Source organism: Plantimonas leprariae (genome assembly GCF_008802405.1).
GTDB lineage: Bacteria > Pseudomonadota > Alphaproteobacteria > Rhizobiales > Rhizobiaceae > Plantimonas > Plantimonas leprariae.
The window spans coordinates 15,130-37,851 of sequence record NZ_VZDO01000015.1 but is presented as its reverse complement, the minus strand read 5'-3'; the positions used below and the strand labels follow the sequence as shown (position 1 = coordinate 37,851).

At 67.8% G+C, this 22,722-nt stretch carries 15 protein-coding genes; 3 read left to right on the top strand and 12 right to left on the bottom strand.

Going from position 1 to position 22,722, the window contains the following annotated elements; all coding sequences use genetic code 11:
* Position 1: 1 nt before the first annotated feature.
* Both F6X38_RS17135 and arfA read right to left on the bottom strand, forming a co-directional pair.
* Positions 2-1,126, bottom strand: a complete 1,125-nt coding sequence (locus F6X38_RS17135) for an ABC transporter ATP-binding protein (protein ID WP_150971764.1) — start codon at positions 1,124-1,126, stop codon at positions 2-4.
* A complete protein-coding gene (arfA, locus tag F6X38_RS17130; RefSeq protein ID WP_150971762.1) occupies positions 1,123-2,643 on the bottom strand; it encodes an arabinosylfuranosidase ArfA in 1,521 nt (506 codons plus the stop codon). The genes F6X38_RS17135 and arfA overlap by 4 nt, the downstream gene beginning before the upstream one ends.
* Before the next feature lie 191 nt (positions 2,644-2,834).
* Between arfA and F6X38_RS17125 the strand changes: the two genes are divergently transcribed.
* Entirely contained in the window at positions 2,835-3,971 is a 1,137-nt protein-coding gene (locus F6X38_RS17125; RefSeq protein ID WP_150971760.1) for a glycoside hydrolase 5 family protein, read from the top strand.
* A gap of 7 nt (positions 3,972-3,978) precedes the next feature.
* Here F6X38_RS17125 and fhuB read toward each other — a convergent pair whose 3' ends face one another.
* From fhuB to F6X38_RS17080, 9 genes are all read right to left on the bottom strand, one after another.
* A complete protein-coding gene (gene fhuB, locus F6X38_RS17120) occupies positions 3,979-5,940 on the bottom strand; it encodes a Fe(3+)-hydroxamate ABC transporter permease FhuB (RefSeq protein ID WP_150971758.1) in 1,962 nt (653 codons plus the stop codon).
* Positions 5,937-6,821 (bottom strand): ABC transporter substrate-binding protein, encoded by an 885-nt coding sequence (locus F6X38_RS17115; protein WP_150971756.1) that lies wholly within the window; start codon positions 6,819-6,821, stop codon positions 5,937-5,939. The genes fhuB and F6X38_RS17115 overlap by 4 nt, the downstream gene beginning before the upstream one ends.
* A complete protein-coding gene (locus F6X38_RS17110; protein ID WP_246191403.1) occupies positions 6,818-7,624 on the bottom strand; it encodes an ABC transporter ATP-binding protein in 807 nt (268 codons plus the stop codon). Before F6X38_RS17110 ends, F6X38_RS17115 begins: the two co-directional genes overlap by 4 nt.
* Positions 7,621-9,819, bottom strand: coding sequence for a TonB-dependent siderophore receptor (locus tag F6X38_RS17105; RefSeq protein ID WP_150971754.1), 2,199 nt, complete (start codon positions 9,817-9,819; stop codon positions 7,621-7,623). Before F6X38_RS17105 ends, F6X38_RS17110 begins: the two co-directional genes overlap by 4 nt.
* A 223-nt stretch (positions 9,820-10,042) precedes the next feature.
* Complete coding sequence (locus F6X38_RS17100) at positions 10,043-11,389, bottom strand: HlyD family type I secretion periplasmic adaptor subunit (protein ID WP_150971752.1); 1,347 nt, start codon at positions 11,387-11,389, stop codon at positions 10,043-10,045.
* Positions 11,386-13,137 carry a type I secretion system permease/ATPase gene (locus tag F6X38_RS17095; RefSeq protein ID WP_246191402.1) on the bottom strand — a complete coding sequence of 584 codons (1,752 nt, stop codon included), beginning with the start codon at positions 13,135-13,137 and terminating at the stop codon, positions 11,386-11,388. Before F6X38_RS17095 ends, F6X38_RS17100 begins: the two co-directional genes overlap by 4 nt.
* A 322-nt stretch (positions 13,138-13,459) precedes the next feature.
* Positions 13,460-14,350: a rhizobiocin gene (locus F6X38_RS17090; RefSeq protein WP_150971750.1), complete on the bottom strand. Its 891-nt coding sequence runs from the start codon at positions 14,348-14,350 to the stop codon at positions 13,460-13,462.
* Between the two features lie 459 nt (positions 14,351-14,809).
* Complete coding sequence (locus F6X38_RS17085; protein ID WP_150971748.1) at positions 14,810-16,120, bottom strand: HlyD family type I secretion periplasmic adaptor subunit; 1,311 nt, start codon at positions 16,118-16,120, stop codon at positions 14,810-14,812.
* Positions 16,120-17,892 carry a type I secretion system permease/ATPase gene (locus F6X38_RS17080; RefSeq protein ID WP_150971746.1) on the bottom strand — a complete coding sequence of 591 codons (1,773 nt, stop codon included), beginning with the start codon at positions 17,890-17,892 and terminating at the stop codon, positions 16,120-16,122. Before F6X38_RS17080 ends, F6X38_RS17085 begins: the two co-directional genes overlap by 1 nt.
* Before the next feature lie 604 nt (positions 17,893-18,496).
* Here F6X38_RS17080 and F6X38_RS17075 point away from each other — a divergent pair.
* Positions 18,497-20,005 (top strand): lipopolysaccharide biosynthesis protein, encoded by a 1,509-nt coding sequence (locus F6X38_RS17075; protein WP_150971744.1) that lies wholly within the window; start codon positions 18,497-18,499, stop codon positions 20,003-20,005.
* 108 nt (positions 20,006-20,113) lie between these two features.
* Here F6X38_RS17075 and F6X38_RS17070 read toward each other — a convergent pair whose 3' ends face one another.
* Positions 20,114-21,136: a polysaccharide pyruvyl transferase family protein gene (locus F6X38_RS17070; protein ID WP_150971742.1), complete on the bottom strand. Its 1,023-nt coding sequence runs from the start codon at positions 21,134-21,136 to the stop codon at positions 20,114-20,116.
* A 255-nt stretch (positions 21,137-21,391) separates the two neighbouring features.
* Between F6X38_RS17070 and F6X38_RS17065 the strand changes: the two genes are divergently transcribed.
* On the top strand, positions 21,392-22,636 hold the full coding sequence (locus F6X38_RS17065) for an NAD(P)/FAD-dependent oxidoreductase (protein ID WP_150971740.1): 1,245 nt from the start codon (positions 21,392-21,394) through the stop codon (positions 22,634-22,636).
* Positions 22,637-22,722 lie beyond the last annotated feature (86 nt).

Below are 22,722 nucleotides of genomic sequence, written 5' to 3'. Positions count from 1 at the left end.
TTCAGCGAAGCCGTTTCCCGGCGGCGTCGAAGAGCAGCGTCTTGTCCCGCCGGAAGGCGAGGTTGAAGGTCGCGTCGGCGGTCCCGAGCGGTGCTTCGCCGCGCCGTTCGACGAGGACCGGATGGCCGTTCGCAAACCTCGCGTGGACGAAGGACACGCTGCCGAGCGCTTCCGTCAGTTCCTCGCGCGCCGGCAGCCCCTCGCCCGCGACAACCTCGACGTGTTCTGGGCGGATGCCGACGAGAACTTGCGTCCCGGCCACCGGCCGGCTTTCGGCGAGCGGCACGGGCACCGGGTGCTCGGGCGCGGCTTCCATCCGCACGAGCACGCCGGATGCGTCGGTGGACTCCACCGTGCCGGCGAAGAAGTTCATGGCGGGCGAACCGATGAAGCCGGCGACGAAGCGGTCGTCCGGGTTCTCGTAGAGTTCGAGCGGCCGCCCGACCTGCCGCACGACGCCCGCTTCCAGCACGACGATGCGGTCGGCCATGGTCATGGCCTCTACCTGATCGTGGGTGACGTAGATCATCGTCGCGCCGATCTCCTTGTGGAGCCGGGCGAGTTCGAGGCGCATCTGGACGCGGAGCTCGGCGTCGAGGTTCGAGAGTGGCTCATCGAACAGGAAGACCTTCGGCTCGCGCACGATGGCGCGGCCGATCGCGACGCGCTGGCGCTGGCCGCCGGAAAGCTGGCTGGGACGTTTCGTCAGATGATCGGTGAGGCGCAGGATGCGCGCGGCTTCCGCGACCTTCGTGCGGATCTCGACCTTCGGCCGGCGGGCGATCTGCAGCGAGAAGGCCATGTTGTCGAAGACGGTGAGGTGCGGGTAGAGCGCGTAGCTCTGGAACACCATCGCGACGCCGCGCTGCGCCGGCTCGACCTCGGTGACGTCGCGCCCGGCGATCTCGACCCGGCCGGCCGACATCGTCTCCAGCCCCGCGATCATCCGGAGCAGCGTGGACTTGCCGCAGCCGGACGGCCCGACGAAGACGCAGAACTCGCCCGGCTCGATGCCGAGCGACACGCCGTGGATCACCTCGTGGTCGCCGAAGCTCTTGCGGGCGTCAGCGAGTTTCACGCCGCCCGCTGCGGCCCGCGTCGCCTTCGCCGCCGCCGCGGTGCTCATCGAGCGGAGGCCACCGCGACGCGGACGACGTGGTAGGACAGAGCGGCGAGCGAGCCGCGCACGCGCCCGTCCTCGACGCCGACGCCCGAGCCCGGTTGCGGCGTGATCGCGTCCGGTTTGTCCGGGCCGTTGGTGGCGCGCAGATCGTGGCCGGCCATGACCCGATGGTCGACCAGCCTGACGTCGCCGAAGCCGCCGAGATGGATGTCGAGCTCGGCGCTCTCCGTCAGGTGGCGATTGACCACGAAGAGCGTGACGACATCCTCCTTGTCGTCGTGCACGGCCGAGACGTCGAGATAGGACACGTCGTCGGCGACGAGGCTGTCATAAGTCGGCCCGTCGACGCCGACCCGGAGCGCCTGGCCGCGCCCGTGGAGCGAGGCGAGCTGGTAGGGCCAGTAGATCGTCTGCCGCCAGGCCGGTCCGCCCCGTTCCGCCCGGATCGGCGCGATGACGTTGACGAGCTGGGCGATGCAGGCGATGCGCACCCGGTCGGAACGCCTGATGAACTCGTTCAGGAGGCAGGCGACGAAGAGCGCGTCCTCGAAGTTGTAGTCCTCTTCCAGAAGGTGCGGTGCTTCCGGCCAGTCCCAGGTCCGCCAGCGCTTCGAGTCCTCCTCGCGGTTGTGGTACCAGACGTTCCATTCGTCGAAGCAGATATAGACGTCCTTCTTCGAGCGCTTCTTCGCCTTCACGTAGTCGATCGTGCCGGCGATGGCCTGGATGTAGCGCCCGGTCTCCTCGACCTTAGCGAAATAGTTCAGCGTGTCGCGGCTCGAATTGCCGAAATACTTATGCAGCGAGATGTAGTCGACGTTGTCGTAGCACTCCTCCAGCACCTCCCGCTCCCAGGCGGGATAGGTCGGCATCTGGTCGTTGGAGGAGCCGCAGACGATGAGGTCGGCCTTCGGCGCCAGGATGCGCAGCGCCTTCGCCGTCTCGTCGGCGAGGCGGCCGTATTCCTTCGCCTCCTTGTGGCCCGTCTGCCAAGGCCCGTCCATCTCGTTGCCGAGGCACCACATGCCGACATCGTAGGGCTCGGAAACGCCGTGCTCGCGCCGGAGGTCCGACCAGTAGGTGCCGCCCGGATGGTTGACGTATTCGACGAAGTTGCGCGCGTCGGCGAGGCCCCGCGTACCGAGATTGACGGCGAGCATCATGTCGATGCCTGCGTCCTTCGCCCAGATCGCGAACTCGTTGATGCCGACCTGATTGGTTTCCTTCGAGCGCCAGGCGAGGTCGAGGCGCACCGGGCGGCTCTCCTTCGGCCCGATGCCGTCCTCCCAATTGTAGGCGGAAACGAAATTGCCGCCGGGATAGCGGATCGCCGGGATCTTCAGCTCGCGCACGAAGCGCATGACGTCCTGCCGGAAGCCGTTCGCGTCGGCTTGGGGGTGGCCGGGCTCGTAGATGCCGGAGTAGATGGCCCGGCCCATATGCTCGATGAAGGCGGAATACAGACGGTCGTCGATCCGGCTCACCGCGAGGTCGCGGTGGACGGTCACTGATATGCGCACGAACGAGGCCTCCCGATCCCGTATTTGTCAGAGTAATAGACCGGCTATGGCGGATGCCGTCAACGCGAAATTCGCGTCTCGCGCAACAATTGCATATCGCGCCGCAACATGAGGCAAGTGCCGGCTCTCGCCCCTTGCCGAGCCGGCGACGGGCGCTACCCCTTGGCCTCGTCGCGCATCCGAAAGGCGTCATGTTGCACCGTCTGGCCCTCCCCTTTCTCGCTGTCCTCGCCCTTGCAGCGACGGGAGCGGTGGCACCCGCAGCGCAGCGCTGGAGCGCGGCGAAGGCGGCCGAATGGTACGACGCGCAGCCTTGGACGAGCGGCGCGAACTACATCGCCTCGAATGCGATCAATCAGCTCGCGATGTTCCAGGCCGACACGTTCGATCCGGACCTGATCGACCGAGAACTCGGCTGGGCGCACGACAAGTTCGGCATGAACACGGTGCGCGTCTATCTGCACGACCTCCTGTGGGAACAGGACGCGGCCGGCTTCACCGGGCGGGTCGACCGGTTTCTCGGCATCGCCGAGCGCCACGGCATCCGGCCGATCCTCGTCCTCTTCGACAGTTGCTGGGATCCCGATCCGGTGCTTGGGTACCAGCGCAAGCCGGTGCCCGGCGTCCACAATTCCGGCTGGGTACAGAGCCCCGGCCGCCAGGATCTTGTGAATCCCGCGCGCGAAGCGCATCTCCGGGCCTATGTCGAGGGCATCGTCGGCGCCTTCGCGAACGATCGCCGCGTCCTCGCCTGGGACGTCTGGAACGAGCCGGACAATCCGGGCGGCGGCTCCTACAACGACAAGCAGTTGCCCGGCGAAGCGGCGCGGATCGAGGCGCTGCTACCGAAGGCCTTTGCCTGGGCGCGCGGGCAGAAGCCGATCCAGCCGCTGACGAGCGCGCTTTGGCAGGGACCGGACTGGCATCCGGACTCGCCCGCGCTGACGCCGATGCAGCGGACGCAGCTCGCCGAATCCGACATCGTCAGCTTCCACAACTACGAGAAGCCGGCCTCCTTCGAGAAGCGGATCGCGGAGCTGCGGCCCTACGGGCGGCCGATTCTCTGCACCGAGTGGATGGCGCGCACGGAGGGCTCGACGCCGGAGGCGATCCTGCCGATTGGGCAACGCGAGCGGGTCGGCATGATCAACTGGGGCCTCGTCGACGGGGCGACGCAGACGAGGTTTCCCTGGAATAGCTGGAAGCGCCCCTACGACCGGGAGGAGCCGCCGGTCTGGTTCCACGACCTCCTCCAAACCGACGGCACGCCCTACGCGCAAGCGGAGGCGGCCCTCTTCCGCCGGATGCGCGACGAAGCAGCTCGATGAGCGGCCGCTAGCGGCGCGGCGCGCGGCCGAGCAGCCAGACCATGTAGGGACCGCCGACGAGCGAGGCGAAAAGCCCGAGCGGCAGTTGGTAGGGCGCGGTCAGCGTCCGCGCCATCCAGTCGGCGAAGACCATCAGGAGCGCCCCGATCAGGACGCTGGCGGCGAACTGCCCGGCGGGCCGCGCGAAGCCGGCGAGCCGCGCCATGTGCGGCGCCATCAGCCCGACGAAGGACAGGGGGCCGACCGTCAGCGAGGCGACGGCGGACAGAAGCGCCGCGAGCAGTGCCAGCGTGCCGCCGGCGAGGCGCGGCGACAGGCCGAGCCCGCCCGCGAAGGGGGGTCCGAGCGGCAGGAGGGCCAGCCAGCGCGACAGGAACGGCAGGGGCGCCGCGAGGAGGACGGCGAGCGCCGCCGCCGTGAGCGCATCCGCCGGGCCGAGGCGCTGCGTCGAGCCGCTCAGCCAATTCAGGAGTTCGGCGCCTTCGGGCCCGCCCCGTGCGATCACCGTGGTGACGGCGGCGCCGCTCAGCGAGCCGATGGCGATGCCGCCGAGCAGCAGGCGCTCGGGACCGAAGTTGCGCCGCGCGGCAAGCCCGAGCACCACGGCGAGCGCCACCCCAGCCCCGGCCGCCGCGCCGAGCGTGCGGGCTTCGATGCCCGCATCAGGGAGAAGCAGCAGCACCGCGGCGAGGCCGAGGCCGGAGCCGGACGAGACGCCGAGCACTTCCGGACTCGCCAGCGGGTTGCCGCTGACCCGCTGCAGCGCGAAGCCCGCGGCGGACAGCATAACCCCGGCCGAGGCGGCGGCGAGGATGCGCGGCCAGCGCCACGGGGCGACGAGATCGAACGCGGCACCGGTGGCGAGCTGCCAAGCGTCCGGGCCGGGCCCGAACAGCAGCGCCAACGTGGAGACGAGCAGCAACGCGAGAGCGAGCCCGGCCAGCACCAGCCGCGGAGCGCGTTGCCGGCGAGGCGAAGCGGCGGGCGCGGTCGGCGCGCGCGAAACCGCGTGGAGCCGGGGCAGCATCCACAAGAGGATCGGGCCGCCAATCAGCGCCGTCGCCGCGCCGGTCGGCAGAATTTCCGTGCCGCCGAAGGACAGCGCCTGCACCGCGCCGTCGGTGAGGAGCAGCAGCAGCGCGCCGACGAGCGGCGCGGCGAGGAGCACCGCCTTAGGAGTCCGCGCGCCGGCAAGACGCGCGAGGTTCGGAGCCGCGAGCCCAACGAAGCCGATGACCCCGACATAAGCGACGACGCTGGTCGACAGGACCACGGCGAGACCGAGGAGCAGCAGCCGCATGCCGGCGACGCCGAGCCCGAGCGAGCGCGCCCGCTCGTCCTCGAAGCCGAGCAGCGTCAACGGGCGGATGAGCGCGGCGGCGACGAGGCCGCCGGCGAGAAGGCGAAGGCCGAGCGTGAAGGAGACGTCCCAGCCGAGCTGTTCCAGCGAACCACCGCCCCAGATGAACAGCGACATCATGTAGTCGCCGTTCGCGAGGATCACCGTCGCCGACAGCGAGGCGGCGACGAGCGACACGAGCATGCCACAGAGCGCCACCGTCACCGGCTCGAAGTCGCGCCGACGCGACAGCGCGAGAATGAGGAGAAGCGCGGCGGCACCTCCGGCGAAGGCGGTCGGCTCGCGCGCCCGCTCCATCAGCACTGGCGCGTAGACCGTCGCCAGCACCATGGCGAGCTGCGCCCCCGCCGCCACGCCGAGCGTCGATGAATCGGCGATGGGATTGCGCAGCACCCGCTGCAGCAGCGCGCCCGCGAGGCCGAGCGCAGCCCCGGCAAGAAGCGCGACCGCGCCCCGCGGCAGGACGCTGTCGAGAAGGACGATGCGGGCGAGCGTGTCGCCTTCCGCCGGCCAATGCGACCCGACCTGGAACCCGAACAGGGCGACGGCGAGCAGCGCTGCGGCCCCGAAGGCCAGAACCGGGGGACGTCGGGGATGCGATGCGATCAAGCGCGGCGTTCCAGCGCTTCGGCGAAGAGCCGGGCGAAGCGGCGGCCGGCCGGCAATCCGCCGAAGGCATTCACCGGATCGATGGTGAGCACGCGGCCGGCGGCGACCTGCGGCATGGCCTGCCAGAGCGCGCTCGCCGGCAAGGCCTGCCGCGCTTCCGGCGGGATCGGCCCGACGAGCACGACGATCGCTTCGGGCATACCCGCCAGGGCTTCGATGCCGACCGGTGCCGTCGCACTGTAGCTGGTGCGCGGCCCCCAGGCGTTGCGGAATCCGAGCCGCGCTGCCACCTCGCCGAACATCGAGTCTTCGCCGAAGGTCCGGAAATGGCGGGCGTCGCCGAGATTGGCGATCAGCACCGGCCGATCCGTCCAGCGCTCGAGCGCGCGGGACAGGCGCAGCAGTTCCGTGGCGGTCGCGGCGATGTAGGCCTCGGCGCGGGCCGGCACGCCGTAATCGGCCGCCATCGCGCGCATCGCTTCCTCCGCCCGGGCGAACGGCTTCTCGCCGCGCCGGAAGATGGTGAGGTCGCGGACCGGCGCGATCCGTTCGAGCTGGGCTGCGGCCCAGGCGCTGAAGTTGGAGCGGTAGATGCGGTCCGGCCGCGTCGACGCCAGGAGTTCGAAATCGATGGAGCCGCGCAGGCCGAGGTCGATCACGCCCGCCGGCACGGCCGGCTCGACGACAAGACGGCGGTAGAGCACGAGTTCCACCGCCGCCAGCGGCGCGACCTCGAGCGCGAGGCTGGTTTCGACGAGCGCCCAGTCGACGACCGCCGCACGGGAAACCGTCGCTGCGGCCGCGGAAGGGTCGGGAGCCGCCAACGCGGCGGCCGCGCCCGCGACGAAGCCGCGTCGCGTGATGCCGCGGCCTCCGCTCAAGTCACGTACCCGATCGGCGCGCCGCCTTCCGGCGGCGTGAAGATGCGCATGCCGATGCCGTAGATCTTCATGAGGACGTCCGGCCGCATGATCCCTGCCGGTTCGGCGTCGGCGACGACGCGCCCTCCCCCGAGCGCGACCAGACGGTCGCACAGGCGTGCGGCCATGTTGATGTCGTGGAGCACGATGACGACGCTCAAGGCACGCTCCCGCGCGATCGTTCCGAGCATGGCCAGCATCTCGGCCTGATGGGCGATGTCGAGCGCCGAAGTCGGCTCGTCGAGGACGAGGCAGCACGCGTCCTGCGCCAGCATCGTGGCGAGCGCGACGCGCTGGCGCTCGCCGCCGGACAGGGTGTCGACCAGCCGCTCGCGGAACCCGGTCACGGCGCAGGCATCCATCGCCGCCGCGACCTTGGCGCGATCCTCGTCCGAGAACCGGCCGAAGGTGCCGTGCCACGGGAAGCGCCCCAGCCGGACGAACTCCTCGACCGTCATCCCGTCGGCGGCGGGCAGGAACTGCGGCAGGTAGGCGAGCCGGCGGACGAAGTCGCGCGCCGAGCCCTCCCCGATATCGCGGCCGCCGAAGCGGATGGTTCCCGCAGCCGGCACCGCCTGCCGCGCCAGGAGCTTCACCAGCGTCGACTTGCCGGAGCCGTTCGGACCGATCAACCCGGTGATGCGCCCGGTTTCCAGCGTCAGGTCCACCGGATGGAGGATGGTACGCCCCGCCGCCTGGAACGAGACGCCGCGAAGCTCGAACAGGGGCAGGCCGTCGCCCGTCCCCGCCGGGATGCTGCTCACCACTTGTAGGAAAGGCTCCCGATCACCTTGCGGCCGTCGCCGAAGAAGCAGCCGAAGCTGCAGCTCGAAACGTAACGCTTGTCGGTCAGGTTGCTGACGTTCAGCGCCGCCTTGAAGTTGTTCTTCTCGTAGCGAAGCGCGGCGTCGAAGACCGTCGTGTCCGAGAGCTCGATCGTGTTGATGTCGTTAGCATAGCGATCGCCGAGGTAGCGCACGCCGCCGCCGAGCGAGACGCCCTCCAGCCACGCGAGGTTCGGCCCCAGCGCGTTCGGCTGCACCGTGTAGTTCAACCAGAGCGAAGCGGCGTTGTTCGGCACGTTGATCAGGTTCCGTCCGATCAGTTCCGGCCGGATGCTGTCCCGGACCTCGGTGTCGGTATAGGTGTAGGCCGCGACCAGATCCAAGCCTTCCACCAGGCTGGCATTGGCCTCGAGTTCGAACCCGCGCGAGCGAGCCTCGCCCACCTGGGTGATCACCGGGCCGGCAGCGGTGAATTCGGTATTGACGATGTTGGTCTTCGTCACCTCGAAGACGCTGGCCGTGACGAGGGCGTTCGAGCCCGGCGGCTGATACTTCACGCCGCCTTCGACCTGCTCGCCCTCGGTCGGCTTCAGGAGTTCCTGCGAATCGTTCGCGCCGGCGGTCGGGTTGAACGAGGTGGAGTAGCTGACATAAGGCGCGATGCCGCTATCGAAGAGGTAGAGTGCGCCGACGCGGCCGGTGAGCTTGTCGTAATTCCGGCTGTCGCTGGTCCGCTCGTTCTCGTTCTCGGCGAAATCCTGCCTGAGGCTCAGCGTCGTGACGAGACCGCCGAGCTTGATCTGGTCCTGCGCGTAGACGCCGAGCTGTTGCAGCCTTGTATCGGTGACGCTCGCCGGACCCGGATCGTAGTCGAAGCCGCCATAGACCGGATCGAACACGTCGATCGTCGTCAGGCTGCCGCTGAAGTTGGACGAGCGCCACTGCTCGTTGTTGCGATAGTCGAGGCCGATCAGCGTCGTATGCTCAAGCGGCCCGGTCTCGAATTTCGATTCGAACTGATTGTCGATGCCGAGGCCGTCGTACTTCTCCGACTGGACGTTATAGAGGCGCGTCGCCGTCCGGTTGTCGGCGAGAAGGCCGAGGAAGAAGAAGTTGTTGTAGTCCGAGTCGTACGAAACGTACTGGACGTTCTGCCGGAATTCGAACGTATCGTTGAAGCGGTGACGGAACTCGTACCCAACGGTGCCGAGCGTCGAGTCGTTGCCGTTGAAGTCCGGGTCGCCGACATAGCGGCTGCGCGGAATCTCGCCGAGCGGGTTGTCGTCGAGAGTGCCGAGCTGCGGCAGACCGAGCGGCGAAGTGCCGGCGTCGTACTGGACGCTGGACAGGATGGTCAGCGACGTATCGGCGTCGGGCGAGATCGTCAGCGTCGGAGCGATGTAGAAGCGCTTGTCGTCGGTGAAGTCCTGCTGCTCGTCCGCGAGACGGCCGAGGCCGGTCAGGCGGTAGGAGACGACATCGCTGAGGACGCCGCCAAGGTCGAACTTCGCGACGTAGCGGTCGTCCGTGCCGATCTCGCCGCCGACCTCGCCGAACTGCGTGCCCGTCGGGCGCTTCTGGACGAGGTTGACGATGCCGCCCGGCTCGTCTTGCCCATAGAGTACCGAGGCGGGCCCCTTGATGACCTCGATGCGCTCCTGTCCGTAGGGCTCGAAGGCGATCGCACCGAAATCGCGGCTGAAGCGGAAGTTGTTGAGGTAGATGCTGTAGGTCGAATTGAAGCCGCGGATGATCGGCGCGAAGAAGCGCGGGTCGTTGCCGAACGGCTGGGTGACGATGCCGGGCGTGTAGCTCAGCGCCTCGCCGAGGTTCTGCACGGCGCGGTCCTCGAGCTGGTCCTGCGTCACCACCGAGATCGTCTGAGGGATCTCGATGATCGGCGTCGAGGTCTTCGAGCCGGTCGTCGTGACCTTCGCGACGTAGCCGTTCACCGGCCCGGTGCCGTTGCCTTCCGTCGCGCCGGAGCGGGCGGCGGCGTTGGTGTCCTGCCGCCCGTTCGCCGCCGCCGCCGCCGCTGTCGCCGGTCCGTCGGTCCTGACGTTCACCGTATCGAGATCGATGACATCCTGCGCGCCCGCCGAGGCCGGAACCAGACCGAGCACGCAGCACAGGAAGACGCTCCTACGTGGTGGAAAGAACGGACTTGCAGCCATCGGAACGCCCCTCGAACTCGTGTCGAAGGACGCATAGAGCCAATAACATGATTTTCGTAGTCATATTTACGCGGCCGGGACTGCGCAGCCACCCATGTTCCTTTCCTGCAACAACATCTCGCTCCAGGTGACGATTGAGGCTTGAAGCTTGGCCTTCCCGCTCACGCGGACGACCGGTCGCCTCCATGATCGAGGCGACCGGATTGCCGGGGGCTAGGGTCGTTCAGCGTTCGCGGAACGTGCGGTCGAGCTGATCCTTCAGCGGCTTCAGGAGGAAGTCGAGCGGCGTGCGGGCGCTGGTCTCCACGAAGACTTCCGACTGCATGCCGGCGACGACCTTCAGCGGCGCCGCCTTGGCCAGTTCCTCTGGGCTGACGTCGACGCGGATCGTGTAGAATTGGACCCCGGTGCGCTCGTCCTTCGAGGTGTCTGCCGCGATCCGCTGGACGTGGCCGGTCAGTTCCGGCGTCATGCGCTGGTTGCCGGCGCGCAGCTTGACCCGCGCCAGCTGCCCCTGCGTGATCTGGTCGATGTCGGTCGGCGCGATGCGCGCCTCGACTTCCAGGTCGTCGTCGACCGGCACGATCTCCATCGCCGTCTGGCCTGGGCTGAGAACACCGCCCACCGTGTGAACCGCCAGCTCGTGCACCGTGCCGGAAACCGGCGCCTGCAGGTCGACGCGCTTCAACTGATCCTCCGCCGCGACCAGGCGCTCGGTCAGTTCTCCTTCCTTCGCCTGAATCTCGCGCAGCTCCGTCATCGCCGATTCGCGCTGATCGTCGCCGATCTGGATGAGCTGGAGCTTCGTTTCGGAAATCTTGCCCTCGGTCTCGGCGATCTGCGAGATGAGAGCTCCGATCTGACCATCGGTGCGCGCGGCGTCGCGCTCCACCTGGCTCAACCGCGCGAACTGGACGAGCTTCTTGGCGTAGAGGCCGCGGACGGTCTCCACCTCGCGCTTCAGGATCTCGGCTTCGTAGCGCCGGCTGTCGAGCTGCGCCTTCAGGCCGGTGATCTCGTCCTGCGACTGCTCGATCCGCTCTTGGAACTGGCCGCGACGTCCGGCCAGCGCCTGTTCGCGCACGTCGAGAAGATGCGCTTCGGAGGCGACGAGCTTCGCGACGCCCGGATCGCCGCCCCGCGAGGCGAGGGTATCGGGAACGACGAGCGCGGTCTTGCCGTCGCGTTCCGCTTCGAGGCGCGCTCGCCGGATGGCGGCTTCGTCGATCTGCTTCGAGACGATCTGGCGGTTGGCCTGGGCGACGGTCGGATCGAGTCGCAGCACGACCTGTCCGGCCTCGACATGGCTGCCCTCGTGCACGAGCAGTTCGCTGACGACGCCGCCCGACATGTGCTGCACCTTCTTCACGTCGTTCGCGACGACGAACTGCCCCGGCGCGGCGACAGCGCCCATGAGGATGGTCTTCACCGACCAGAGCCCGAAGCCGACGAAGAACACGCCGATCGTCATCAACCCGCGGAGCTGGAGGCGCCAGAGCGAACGGTTCAGGTCCGGCACGCGGAGCGGCTGCGCCGGGACCGGTCCGGCGATCTGCTGGGTGATGCTCATGCCGCGCGCTCGCCGCTGATGGGTTGAGGAGCAGGGGTGTTCTGGATGCCGGTCGTCGACATCGCCCGCATGACTTCGTCGCGCAGGCCGCTCATCACGATGCGCCCGTCCTTCATCACCGCGACCTTATTGACGGAAGCGAGGCCGGACGGCCGGTGCGTGATCACGACCACGATACCGCCGCGATCGCGCACGGCGAGGATCGCCGCCGCCAGCGCCTCGTCGCCGCGTCCGTCGAGATTGGCATTGGGCTCGTCGAGGACGACGAGAAAGGGATTGCCGAACAGGGCACGGGCGAGCCCGATCCGCTGGCGCTGGCCGCCGGACAGCGACGCTCCCCCTTCCCCGAGCTTCGTCGCGTAGCCGAGCGGCGTCTGCAGGATCATGTCGTGCGCTTCGGCCGCCTGTGCCGCCTTGATCACCGCCTCGTCGGTGGCCTCCGGCAGGAAGCGGGCGATGTTCTGCGCGATCGTGCCCTCGAACAGTTCGACATCCTGCGGCAGGTAGCCGACCTGCCGGCCGAGTTTCTCGCCCCATTGGTCGAGCGTCGCGCCGTCGATGCGCACGGTGCCGTGCGTCGGCCTCCAGACGCCGACGAGCGCGCGGGCGAGGGACGACTTGCCCGAACCCGTTGGGCCGACGAGCCCGAGCCCGTCGCCGGCGACGAGCCGCAGCATCGCGCCTTCCACCAGCGGGCGCGACGTGCCGGGGGCGGCGACGACGAGTTGCTCGGCCTCGACATGCTTGTGCGCGGCCGGCAGGCTCAACTGCGCTTCCGGCTCCGGCACCAGCGCCAGATTGTTGCACAACCTCCTGTAGCCGAGCCGCGCGGCGACGAAGCCCTTCCAGTTGCCGACCGCAACCTCGATCGGCGCCAGCGCCCGCGATGTCAGGATCGACGCCGCGATGATCGTGCCGCCGGAAATCTCGTTGTTCACCGCCAGATAGGCGCCGAGCCCGAGCGAGGCCGACTGCAGGATGAAACGGAAGGTCTTGGCGAAGGCGTTGAGCGAGCCGAGAACATCGCTCGTGCGCAGCGAGTCGGCGACGAAGGACCGGTTGATGTCGAGGAAGCGTTGCATGAAGGTCGGCTGCATGCCGAGCGCGGCGAGGGCTTCGGCATTGCGGCGGCTGGATTCGAGCAGCGCCTGGCGCCGCGCGCCGGTTTCCCCGGCGGTCTTGACCGGCTCCTTGCTGCGCGACTCGGCAAGCAGCGTCAAAGTGACGATGCACACGGCGCCGAACAGCGTCAGCCAGCCGAGGTAGGGGTGCAGAAAGAAGGTCGCGGCGAGGAAGATCGGCAAGAACGGCATGTCGAAGAACGCCGTCGGGCCGAGGCTGCCGAGGAAACCACGCACCTGATCGAGGTCGCGCAACGGCGCCGCGGTCTCCGGTCCCTGAGCGCCGATCAGTGGCAGGCGGGCGACGAGTTGAAAGACGCGGCGGGACAACGCCTCGTCGAACTTGGCGCCGACCCGCGCCAGCATGCGCATGCGCAACCCGTCGAGTTGGCCCTGCAGGAGGTAGGCGGCAAGCGCCAGCAGCGACAGGCCGACCAGCGTCGAGACGGAACGGCTCGACAGCACGCGGTCGTAGACCTGCAGCATATAGACCGAACTCGTCAGGTAGAGGATGTTCACGACAGCCGAGAAGACGGCGACGCTGGCGAACCAGGGCATGCAGGCGAACAGCGCATGCCGGACTTCGTTCGTCTTGGCTCGCGCCCTTTGAACCTGGGGATGACTCACGGACGAACCTTTGTTCGCGCACGCTGCGCGCCGAAGCAGATCGACGCGTCGCGGCAAATGGATGGCATGTCGAAGGCGTCAGCCCGACAGGCATCCCGATTGCGCAACGATGCTGACGCCTAACAACCGAAGATTCCGGCTTTTGTGTGCAGAGCACAACAGGCCGCGCACACGATTTCTTTCGATTAGGTAAAGATCATCCGGTTTCCGCCGACCCGGTCGAGGCCTGGTTTCGTCACGCGGCCGCCAAGACCGGAAATACTTCACCAAAAAGAAAGGGCCGCCCGAGGGCGGCCCTTCCATGCTGCACTCGTCGCCGAAGTTAGGCGGCGATGATCGGCGAACCGTTGTGGAAGGTGATCTTGCCGTTGTCGAACTCGTACACAGTGTCGCCGTTGCGGGCGATGTGGATGTCGTAGTCGACGCCGGCAACCTTGCCGCCGAGGTCCAGGCTGTCGCCAGCGCCGTAGCCGTTCACCGTCAGGAACTCGCCGTCGGTGTAGACGACCTTCTCGGCGCCCGCACCCAGGGTGACGGTGTTGTTGCCCGTGCCGCCCGTGACGGTGGCCGCCAGCAGGTTCACACCCGAAAGATCGATCGTGTCGTTGCCGGCACCGCCGTCGATCATCGCGGTCGTGAAGTGACCGTCGGTGATCTTGGCGCTGTCCGAAACCGAACCGGCGCTGATCTTGATCGTGTCGTTGCCGTCACCCGCGTTGACGTTGGCGACGTTCTCCCAGCCCTGGCTGTTCGTCGCCAGAGTGATGTTGACGGTGTCGTTGCCGACGCCGGTCGTGACGTTGGCGCGCTTGACGTCGAAGATGTTGATCTCGGAAGCGGTGGTCGCGTTGCCGAAGTTGATGTCGACATGCACGAAGTCCGTGAAGGTCACGTCCTCGCCGTGCGCGTCGCCGGTCAGCGACGCCTGGGCGTTCTTGACCGAGTTCCACTTGCCGACGACGTCGAAGTCCCAGGCGCCGTCCGCGTTGTGCTCGTAAGCGACCGAGCCGCCGGTGCCCGAGAGGCTGCCCGGACCCGAAACCTGCGCGACGCCGGCCGAGGCCGTGCCAGCCGGAAGATTCGTGCCGTTGGGACCTTCGGTGGTGGTCACGGTCTGGCCGTTGAGCGCCTGGCCGCCGGAGAGCTGGTTCGCCTCCGTCAGGTTGGTCGCCTTCGAGTTGCCGCCGTTACCGAAAGAAACTGTGAGAGCCATCTCTCTTCTCCATGAAGCCGTTGTTGACGTTTCTGAACTCACGGCCGCGCGACGCATTGCGGCGCTGCGCGACCCAATCGATCCGCACTGCTTCGTCGACTTCACGTCGGCTTTATCGGAAGACTGCGCCGAAGCCAGTGCTCTCTAAACGTCAACTTAACGCTTTGTCAACGGTAAAAAACTGTTTCTGACGCGTAACGATTGAAATAAAATGTGTGCGAATGTTTACGGAATAAGCAGCATGGAGCGAAGCGGAGTAAAGACAACCCGCTTTAAATAACAAACCGCAACAATTTTCTTTGCTGATTACAGAATAAGCATCTCAATAGCTTAGTGAGCGTTCAACCTCGTCGATCCATCGCGAAATCGCTCGGGAATGTTGTCGAACGACAGCGCATTACGTTGCGGCGCCGTTCGAACGGGCACATTGCCCGGGATTAAGCCTCGATTGATCCAGGGCTATTTTTCGCGAAACGCCCGGTTGATCTGCTCGACCAGGGGTTGCGTCAGATAGGCCAGCGCCGTGCGGTCGTGCGTCTTGACGAAAGCCTCCACCGGCATACCCGGCACCGGTTTGACGCCGTCGAGCCGCGCGAGCTGTTCCGGCGCGAGCGTCACGTCGATCGTGTAGTAGCTGGCACCGGTGCGCGCGTCCTGCGCCACGTCAGGGGAAACGCGGCTGACGCTGCCGAGAAGCTCCGCGGTCGTGCGGGCGTTCAGGCCGGAAAACCGCAGCGCCGCCTCCTGACCGATATGGACGTCGTTGACGTCCTGCGGGGCGATCTTCGCCTCGACGATCAGCTGGTCGCCCTGCGGCACGATCTCCATCATCGTGTCCCCGGCCCTGACGACGCCGCCGACCGTATGGACCGCGAGTTCGTGGACGACGCCGTCCTGCGGCGCGCGAACATCGATCCGCGCGAGCTGGTCCTCGGCGGCGACCTGTCGCTCGCGGAGTTCGCCGAGCCGTCCGCGGATTTCGGCGAGGTCCTTCGCCACTTCCGTCCGCAGCGCGTGGTCGACCTGCAGGACCGCGAGTTCGGTTTCCGCGATCCGGCCGTTCGCGCTCGCGACGCCCGCGCTATACTGGCCTCGCTCGCCGCGGAGCGCCGCCTTGTCGCGCTCCAGCGCGGCGACCCGGGTGAACTGAACGAGCCGCTTCTCGAGGAGCTCGCGGACGCCCGCCAACTCCTTGTCTATATAGATGAGCTGCTGGTCCTTCGCGGCGATCTGCTCGTTCAGCCCGTCGATCTCCTTCCGGGACTCCTCGGCCTTCTGGCGGAGCTGGGCCTTCTCGCCCTCCCTCGCCTCGAGACGGATCAGGAAGAGCCGGCGTTCGTCGGCGAGAAGCCGGCCGACCGCCGGCTCGGCCTGCCTCGCGACGAGGTCGGCCGGAAACGCCACGTCGTCGGCCTCGCTCTGCTCGGCTTCCTCCCGCGCCTGCCGGGCGGTGAGTTCGTCGATCTCCTTCGACACGATCTGCAGGCTGGCCTTCGCCTGCGTCGGGTCGAGTCTGAGGAGCACGTCACCGGCGCGGACGCTGTCGCCCTCGCGCACCAGAAGCTCGCCGACGACGCCGCCGGTCGGATGCTGGATCTTCTTCAGGCTGGAGGCGACCACAAGTGTGCCATGCGCGATCACCGCGCCGGAAAGCTTGGCGGTCGAGGCCCAGGCCCCGAAGGCGAAGGCGACGACGATCGAGGTCGTCAGGCCGAAGCGCAGGTGGCGGCTGATCGAGGCCAGCGAGCCGGCGGATTGGTTCGACGACATCAGGCGACTCCCATCTGCTGCTGCTGCATGGCCGGCAGTTCCGGCACGGCCGGCTCGCGCGAGGCGTTCGCCACCGGGCGCAGGACGTTGCCGAGCACCTCGTCCTTCGGGCCGAAGGCCTGCGCGCGACCTTCCCGCATGACGAGCACGAGATTGAGCGAGGCCAGGGCGGTCGGGCGATGCGCCACCACCACCACGATGCCTTGGCGCTTGCGGACGGAAAGGATCGCCTGCGTCAGGGCTTCCTCGCCCTCGCCGTCGAGATTGGAGTTCGGCTCGTCGAGGACCACGAGGAAGGGATCGCCGTAGAGCGCGCGGGCGAGGCCGACGCGCTGGCGCTGCCCGGCGGAAAGCGCCTGACCGCCGTCGCCGACATTGGTCGCGTAGCCTTCAGGAAGCCGGACGATCATGTCGTGGACGCCGGCCGCCCGCGCCGCCGCGATCACCGCCTGGTCGGTGGCCTCCGGGTCGAAGCGCGCGATGTTCTGCGCGATAGTGCCGCCGAAGAGCTGCACGTCCTGCGGCAGATAGCCGAGATGGACGCCGAGCCGTTCGGGGCTCCACTGCTGCAGCGCGGCTCCATCGAGCCGGACGGCGCCGCGCACCGGGGTCCAGGCCCCGACGATGGCCCGGATCAGCGAGGACTTGCCGGAAGCGCTCGGGCCGATCACGCCGAGCCCCTGGCCGGCGGTGAGCTGCAGCGTCACGTCCTGCACCGAGATCGTGCGGCTGCCGGGCGGGACGATGGTCACGTCCTCGACGATCAGGCTGCGCTTCGGCTCGGGCAGGTCGAGCGTCTGCGTTTCCGCCGGCACCGCCGCGAGGATGCTCTCCAGCCTCGCCCAGCTCTGGCGCGCACCGACGAAGCTCTTCCATTGCCCGATCACCAGCTCGATCGGCGCGAGCGCCCGCGAGCTGAGGATCGAGCTCGCGATGATGATGCCGCCCGTCGCTTCCTGGTTGATGACGAGATAGGCGCCCACCGCGAGAACGGCTGACTGCAGCACCATGCGGAAGGTCTTCGAGATCGAGCCGAGCAGGGTCGTGACGTCGGCGGCGCGGAGCTGGGCGTCGTTGTAGGCCGAGTTGACGCTTCCCCACGCCTGCCCCATGCGGCCTTCCATGCCCATCGCGCGCAGAACCTCGGCGTTGCGGCGGTAGACCTCCGACAGGCTGTTTCGCTGGCTGCCGAAGCCGGTGGAACGCTTGACGAGGTTCTTCGTCAGTCGCTCGGTCAATATGGTGAGGGCGATGAGGACGACGCCGCCGAGAAAGGCGGCCCAGCCGATCGCCGGGTGGAAGGCGAAGCAGATGCCGAGATAGAGCGGCATCCAGGGCAGATCGAAGAAGGCGGTCGGGCCGAGTCCCGACATGAAGCCGCGAACGGAATCGAGGTCGCGCGAGCCTTGCGTCGAATCGACATTGGCCGTTTGAAGCGGCAGCCGGGTGATCGCCTGAAAGGCGCGCGGGCTGATCGCCTCGTCGATCGCCCCGCCGATCCGGCTGAGGATGCGCCCGCGGATGACATCGATCACGCCTTGAAAGGCGTAGAGGATGCCCGCGATCACGATGAGGCCGACGAGCGTCGGCACGCTGCGGCTCGGCAGGACGCGGTCGTAGACCTCCAGCATGAAGAACGAGCCGGTGAGATAGAGCACGTTCAGCATGCCGCTGAGCAATCCGACGCCGACAAGAGCGGAGGTGCAGCGCTTCAGGGCGGTGCGGAGCTCGCTTTGAGCTTCGCCTTCCGGGGACGTGACCAAACCGCTCATGCCGGCACCCTTATGCCTTCCTGCCGTCATGCCGTTCGGAACCGCGAAACGCGGGCGAGCGGTGTCTCGGCGCGCTTCGGTTGTAGGGGCAAGGCCTTAAATAAGCGCAAAAACAGGCTGTTATGCGCGCGATGCCGCAGGTTTCGTCCGGCACTGCGGAGTGCGGGCGTGGAGCGGGACCGATCCGGTCACGGCCTGCGGTCACGCTTCGGAGGCGGCCGGCGCCAGCCAGCGGTCAGCCCGCCGTCCACTCTGCCGCGAGCGCATTGGTGCAGTGCAAAACTATCGCTTGACGGGTCGGGCGGAATGAGCGACCTCCAACCGACCGAAGAACGGTATGATCGCTCCTTCGCCAGTTTCCGGCACGTTCCCGCTTTCGGCACGCGGCATCGATCCGGCTCAAGACCCGATGCCGCCATGGGCTCGTCGTGTTCAGATCCGAATTCTTGAACCCGGCAGTCGGCGCTTCCCGTTCGTTTTCCCCCGCTTCCTCGAACACCGACATGGCCATGACCGAGACAGCCGCCATTCCTGACGCTCGCGCCGCGGGACGAAGCGAGCTGTCGGCTGCGGCGGCCCCTCGCGCGACCGGAGCGACGACGTCATGAGCAACGTCACGCAACGGCTCATCAAGGGCAGCGTCTGGCTGAGCGTCTCGCGCGCCATCGTCAACGCGCTGACCGCCCTCAACACGATCATCCTCGCCTGGTATCTCGTGCCGGCCGACTTCGGCCTCGTCGCGATCGGCACGACCCTGATCACGATCGTGAATTCCGTCACCGAACTGTCGCTCAACCAGGCGCTCATCCGGCAGGAGAACCTGTCCGAAGAGCATTTCAGTGCCGCCTGGACCATCGGAACGCTGCGCGGTCTCCTGCTCGGCGGCGGCTTCGCCGCGAGCGCCTATCCCGTTTCGGCCTATTACGGCGATCCGCGCCTCTTCAACGTGCTGCTGGCGCTAAGCTTCAGCCTCGTGCTCAGCGGCATCGCCAATCCGCGATGCGTGATGCTGCAGCGCCAGCTCATCTTCTGGCAGGACTTCGTGCTGACGGTCTCGCAGAAGCTTGTCGGCTTCCTCGTGACGCTGTTCGTCGCTGCCGTCTACCACAGCTACTGGGCGCTGGTTCTGGGGCTCCTGTCCTACCAGATCACCAACGTCGTCGTTTCCTACTCGATCCTGCCCTTCCTGCCGAAGATCACCTTCCGCCACCTGAAGGACCTGTTCTCCTTCTCGATCTGGCTGACGCTCGGCCAGATCGTCAACACGCTGAACTGGCGGTTCGAATACCTCGTCCTCGGCAAGCTCGTCGACGCGACGGCGCTCGGCCACTACACGGTCGGCAACACCTTCTCGACCTTGCCCACCCGCGAAGCGACGGCGCCGCTGACGGCGACGATCTATCCGGGCTTCGCCAGCGTGCGGCACGCGCCCGAGCGGCTCGCCAACGCCTACCAGCGGGCACAGGCGCTCGTCACATTCGTGGCGCTCCCCGCCGGCATCGGCATGGCGGTCGTCGCCGACCCGCTGGTGCGCGGCGTCCTCGGCGAGAAGTGGGTGCCGATCATCTTCATCGTGCAGGCGCTGGCCTCCATCTTCGCGCTGCAGACGCTGGGCAGCCTCGTCCAGCCGCTCGGCATGGCGCTCGGCCGGACGAAGCTCCTGTTCATGCGCGACACGCAGATGCTGTGCGTGCGCATGCCGATCATCATCGCCGGCCTGTATTTCGGCGGCCTGCCCGGCCTCGTCTACGCGCGCGTCCTGACCGGCCTCCTGTCCACGCTCGTCAACATGCTGCTCGTGAAGCGGCTGATCGCGGTCGGCCTCCGCCGGCAGCTTGCCGCCAACTTCCGGGCGCTGGTCAGCGTCGCGCTGATGGCGGCGGTGGTTCTCGCGACCTCCACCCTGTTCGGCAAGCTGGAAAGCCGACCGGAACTCGGACTGGAGCTGGCGTTCCTGGTGCTGGTCGGGGCCGTCGCCTACGTCGCGGCGAACGTCGCGCTCTGGGCAGCGGCGAAGCGGCCGCAGGGGCCGGAGACCGAGATCCAGCGCATCCTCGCCAAGCTCACCTCGAAGCTGCGGCGCCGGCCGCCGGCGGCGAGCCCGGTCGCCTGAGCGTTCGCGGCGAAGCGGCCGCCGTCTCCGCGGCTTCGTATTCGCTGCGGCAGCGATCTCGCTTCAACGGGGTGGGCGTCGGCTCGGATCGGTTCGCCGACCCGAGCGTCAGGCGGCGTTCCGCCAGTCGCCGTTCGCCACGTAGGGCAGCTCCGACAGGCCGGTCAGCACTTCCTGGTCGTTCTTCGCCTTCCGCACAAGCGGGCTCGCGGCTGTCCAGGCATCGATATAGCCGTGGATCTTGCCGTAGTTATTGTCGAGCGCGACGTGGGGGATGTTCATCAGCGTCGAAACGATGTGGATGTGCAGGCGGTTCGTGACGATGCGTTTTCCGGCGGACAGCAGCTTCACGCCGTACTGGACGCGGCGGTTCGCAACGTCCTCGTAATGCTGGGACCGCCAAGCGGCCGACGAGAAGTCGCCGTGCGCGACCGCCTTCAGCACCGACGAGGCGCTCTTCCTGGTTACGGTGGTCGGGCAGTCCATCCAGTCCCGCACCGGCCCGGGAACGGCTTTCTTCGCTTCCGGGATCTCGATGCCGGCCTCGCGGTCGTCGCGTAACAGGTACAGCGTCTCGACGCGCTCCGTCGGCAGCGGTTCGATCTTGCCTATGAAGAAGGCGGTGTCCGGCGCCAGGCCGACCGAGCAATCGAAATTGGTTTTCGCGAAGTCGAGGCTTCGATGGTCCCTGACCAGAAGATGGAAATCCTTGTGAGCCCCGATGAGCCGCTTGGCGTATTCGATGAATTCGGGGTCGCGGAACTGGATGGCCTGCGGCATCTGCACGATCCGCTGGTCGGGCAGCGCTTCCAGCAGCCGGTAGCGCAGGTCGTCCTTGCCGCGCCAGACGTCGCCGAAATTGCCGCCGCCGCAGATGAAGACGGGCTGCCCCGGATAGCGCTCGCGCACGATCTCGACGTCGCGCGGCGTATATCCGACCCAGCTCGGGAGCTTGCCGGTCACCTGCCGCAGCGCCTTCGCCATGCCGAGCCAGATCGCACTGTCGCCGATGTTCTGGTAGTTCGGAAAGTCCATCAGCACGTAGGACTGTCCCTTGCCGACATGCTTCTCGACGACGGACAGGATCAGCGAGCGTTGGGCTTCGATGACCGCTTCGCCGAGATGCTTCATCTTCCGGAACTCCTGCCGTTCAACGCTGAGCCCCGTCTCAATAAAGCCTGCGGACAACAGCGACAAGGCGTGAGGAAGAGCCGTTGCCTAACCGGGGAACAAGATGGATGCCTTTGCCGCCGCGATGTCGAAACGCCTCCGTCCAGCCTTAGCTCGTCGCGTGCCGCTCCGCTTCCTGCCGACGGTGCGGACGCGCTTCGCTTGAAGCGGTTCTCCCCTTGGCGGCCCTCCATGCTTGGCGCTACGAGCTGATCGATGCGAACCGCACTTGTTCTCGGCGCCGGCGCCGTCGGCGTGTCGAGCGCCCTCCACCTGCAGCGGCGCGGCTGGCAGGTCGCGCTTGTCGACCGGCAGGCGCCCGGCCGCGCCACCAGCTACGGCAATGCCGGCATCGTCCAGAGCGAGGCGGTCGAGCCCTACGCCATGCCGCGAAGCTGGCCGGCACTCCTCGCGATCGTCGCCGGGCGCACGAACGACGTGCGCTACGATCCGCGTGCCCTGCCGCTGCATGCCGGGGCGCTGCTGCGCTACTGGTGGCATTCCGCGCCAAGCCGTCACCGGCGGATCGCCAGCGCCTACGCGACGCTGATCCGGAGCGCGACGGCCGAGCACGGCGACCTGATCGAGGCGGCCGGCGCCGGCGCGCTGGTCCGGACCGGCGGATACCGCGTGCTCCATCGCACGGCTGCCGCGATGGACGCGGCGCTTCGCGAGGCCGAGCGGCTGCGCTCGGACTACGGCGTGGCCTTCGTCACCGAATCGCCGGATGAGCTTCGCCTCGCCGAGCCGGCGCTGAAGGCGGCGGGCGCCGGCGCGATCCTCTGGCCGGACGCTTGGGTGTCAAGCGATCCGGGGGCGCTGGTCGAGAGCTACGCCGCGCTGTTCCGCCGCCTCGGCGGCACGGTCGCGATCGGCGACGCCTCGACACTGGCGAAGCCGCGGACCGGCTGGAGCGTCCGGACGAGCGACGGCGCCGTCGGAGCCGAGGCGGCGGTCGTTGCGCTCGGGCCCTGGTCGCCGGAGGTGCTGAAACCGCTCGGCTACTCCGTGCCGATGGTGCTGAAACGCGGCTACCATCGCCACTGGACGGTCGAGCGGACGCTTCGCCGCCCGCTGATGGACGCGGCGAACGGCTGCGTCCTCGCGCAGATGCGGCAGGGCTTGAGGATCACCACCGGCGCGGAACTGACCGGGCGCGACGCGCCGGTTGCCCTCGCGCAACTGCAGCGGGCCGAAGCTGCGGCGGCGGAACTCCTCGAACTGGGCGGTCCGGTCGAGAAGGAGCCCTGGTTCGGCACGCGGCCCTGCATGCCAGACATGCTGCCGGTGGTCGGGCCGGCCCCGCGTCACAGTGGGCTCTGGTTCAACTTCGGACACGGCCACCAGGGCCTGACGCTCGGGCCGGCGAGCGGCCGGCTCCTCGCCGAGTTGATGTCGGGCGAAGCGCCGCACGTGTCCCCCGGACCGTTCGGCTTCATCCGTCCCGCGGTCGCCGGATAGGCGAGCGCACGATTTTACCGCTGTTCGCACGAAAAGCCGGGTAGGCCTGAGAGCGCGAGCGCGGCTATAGTGCGTGCCCGAGGATA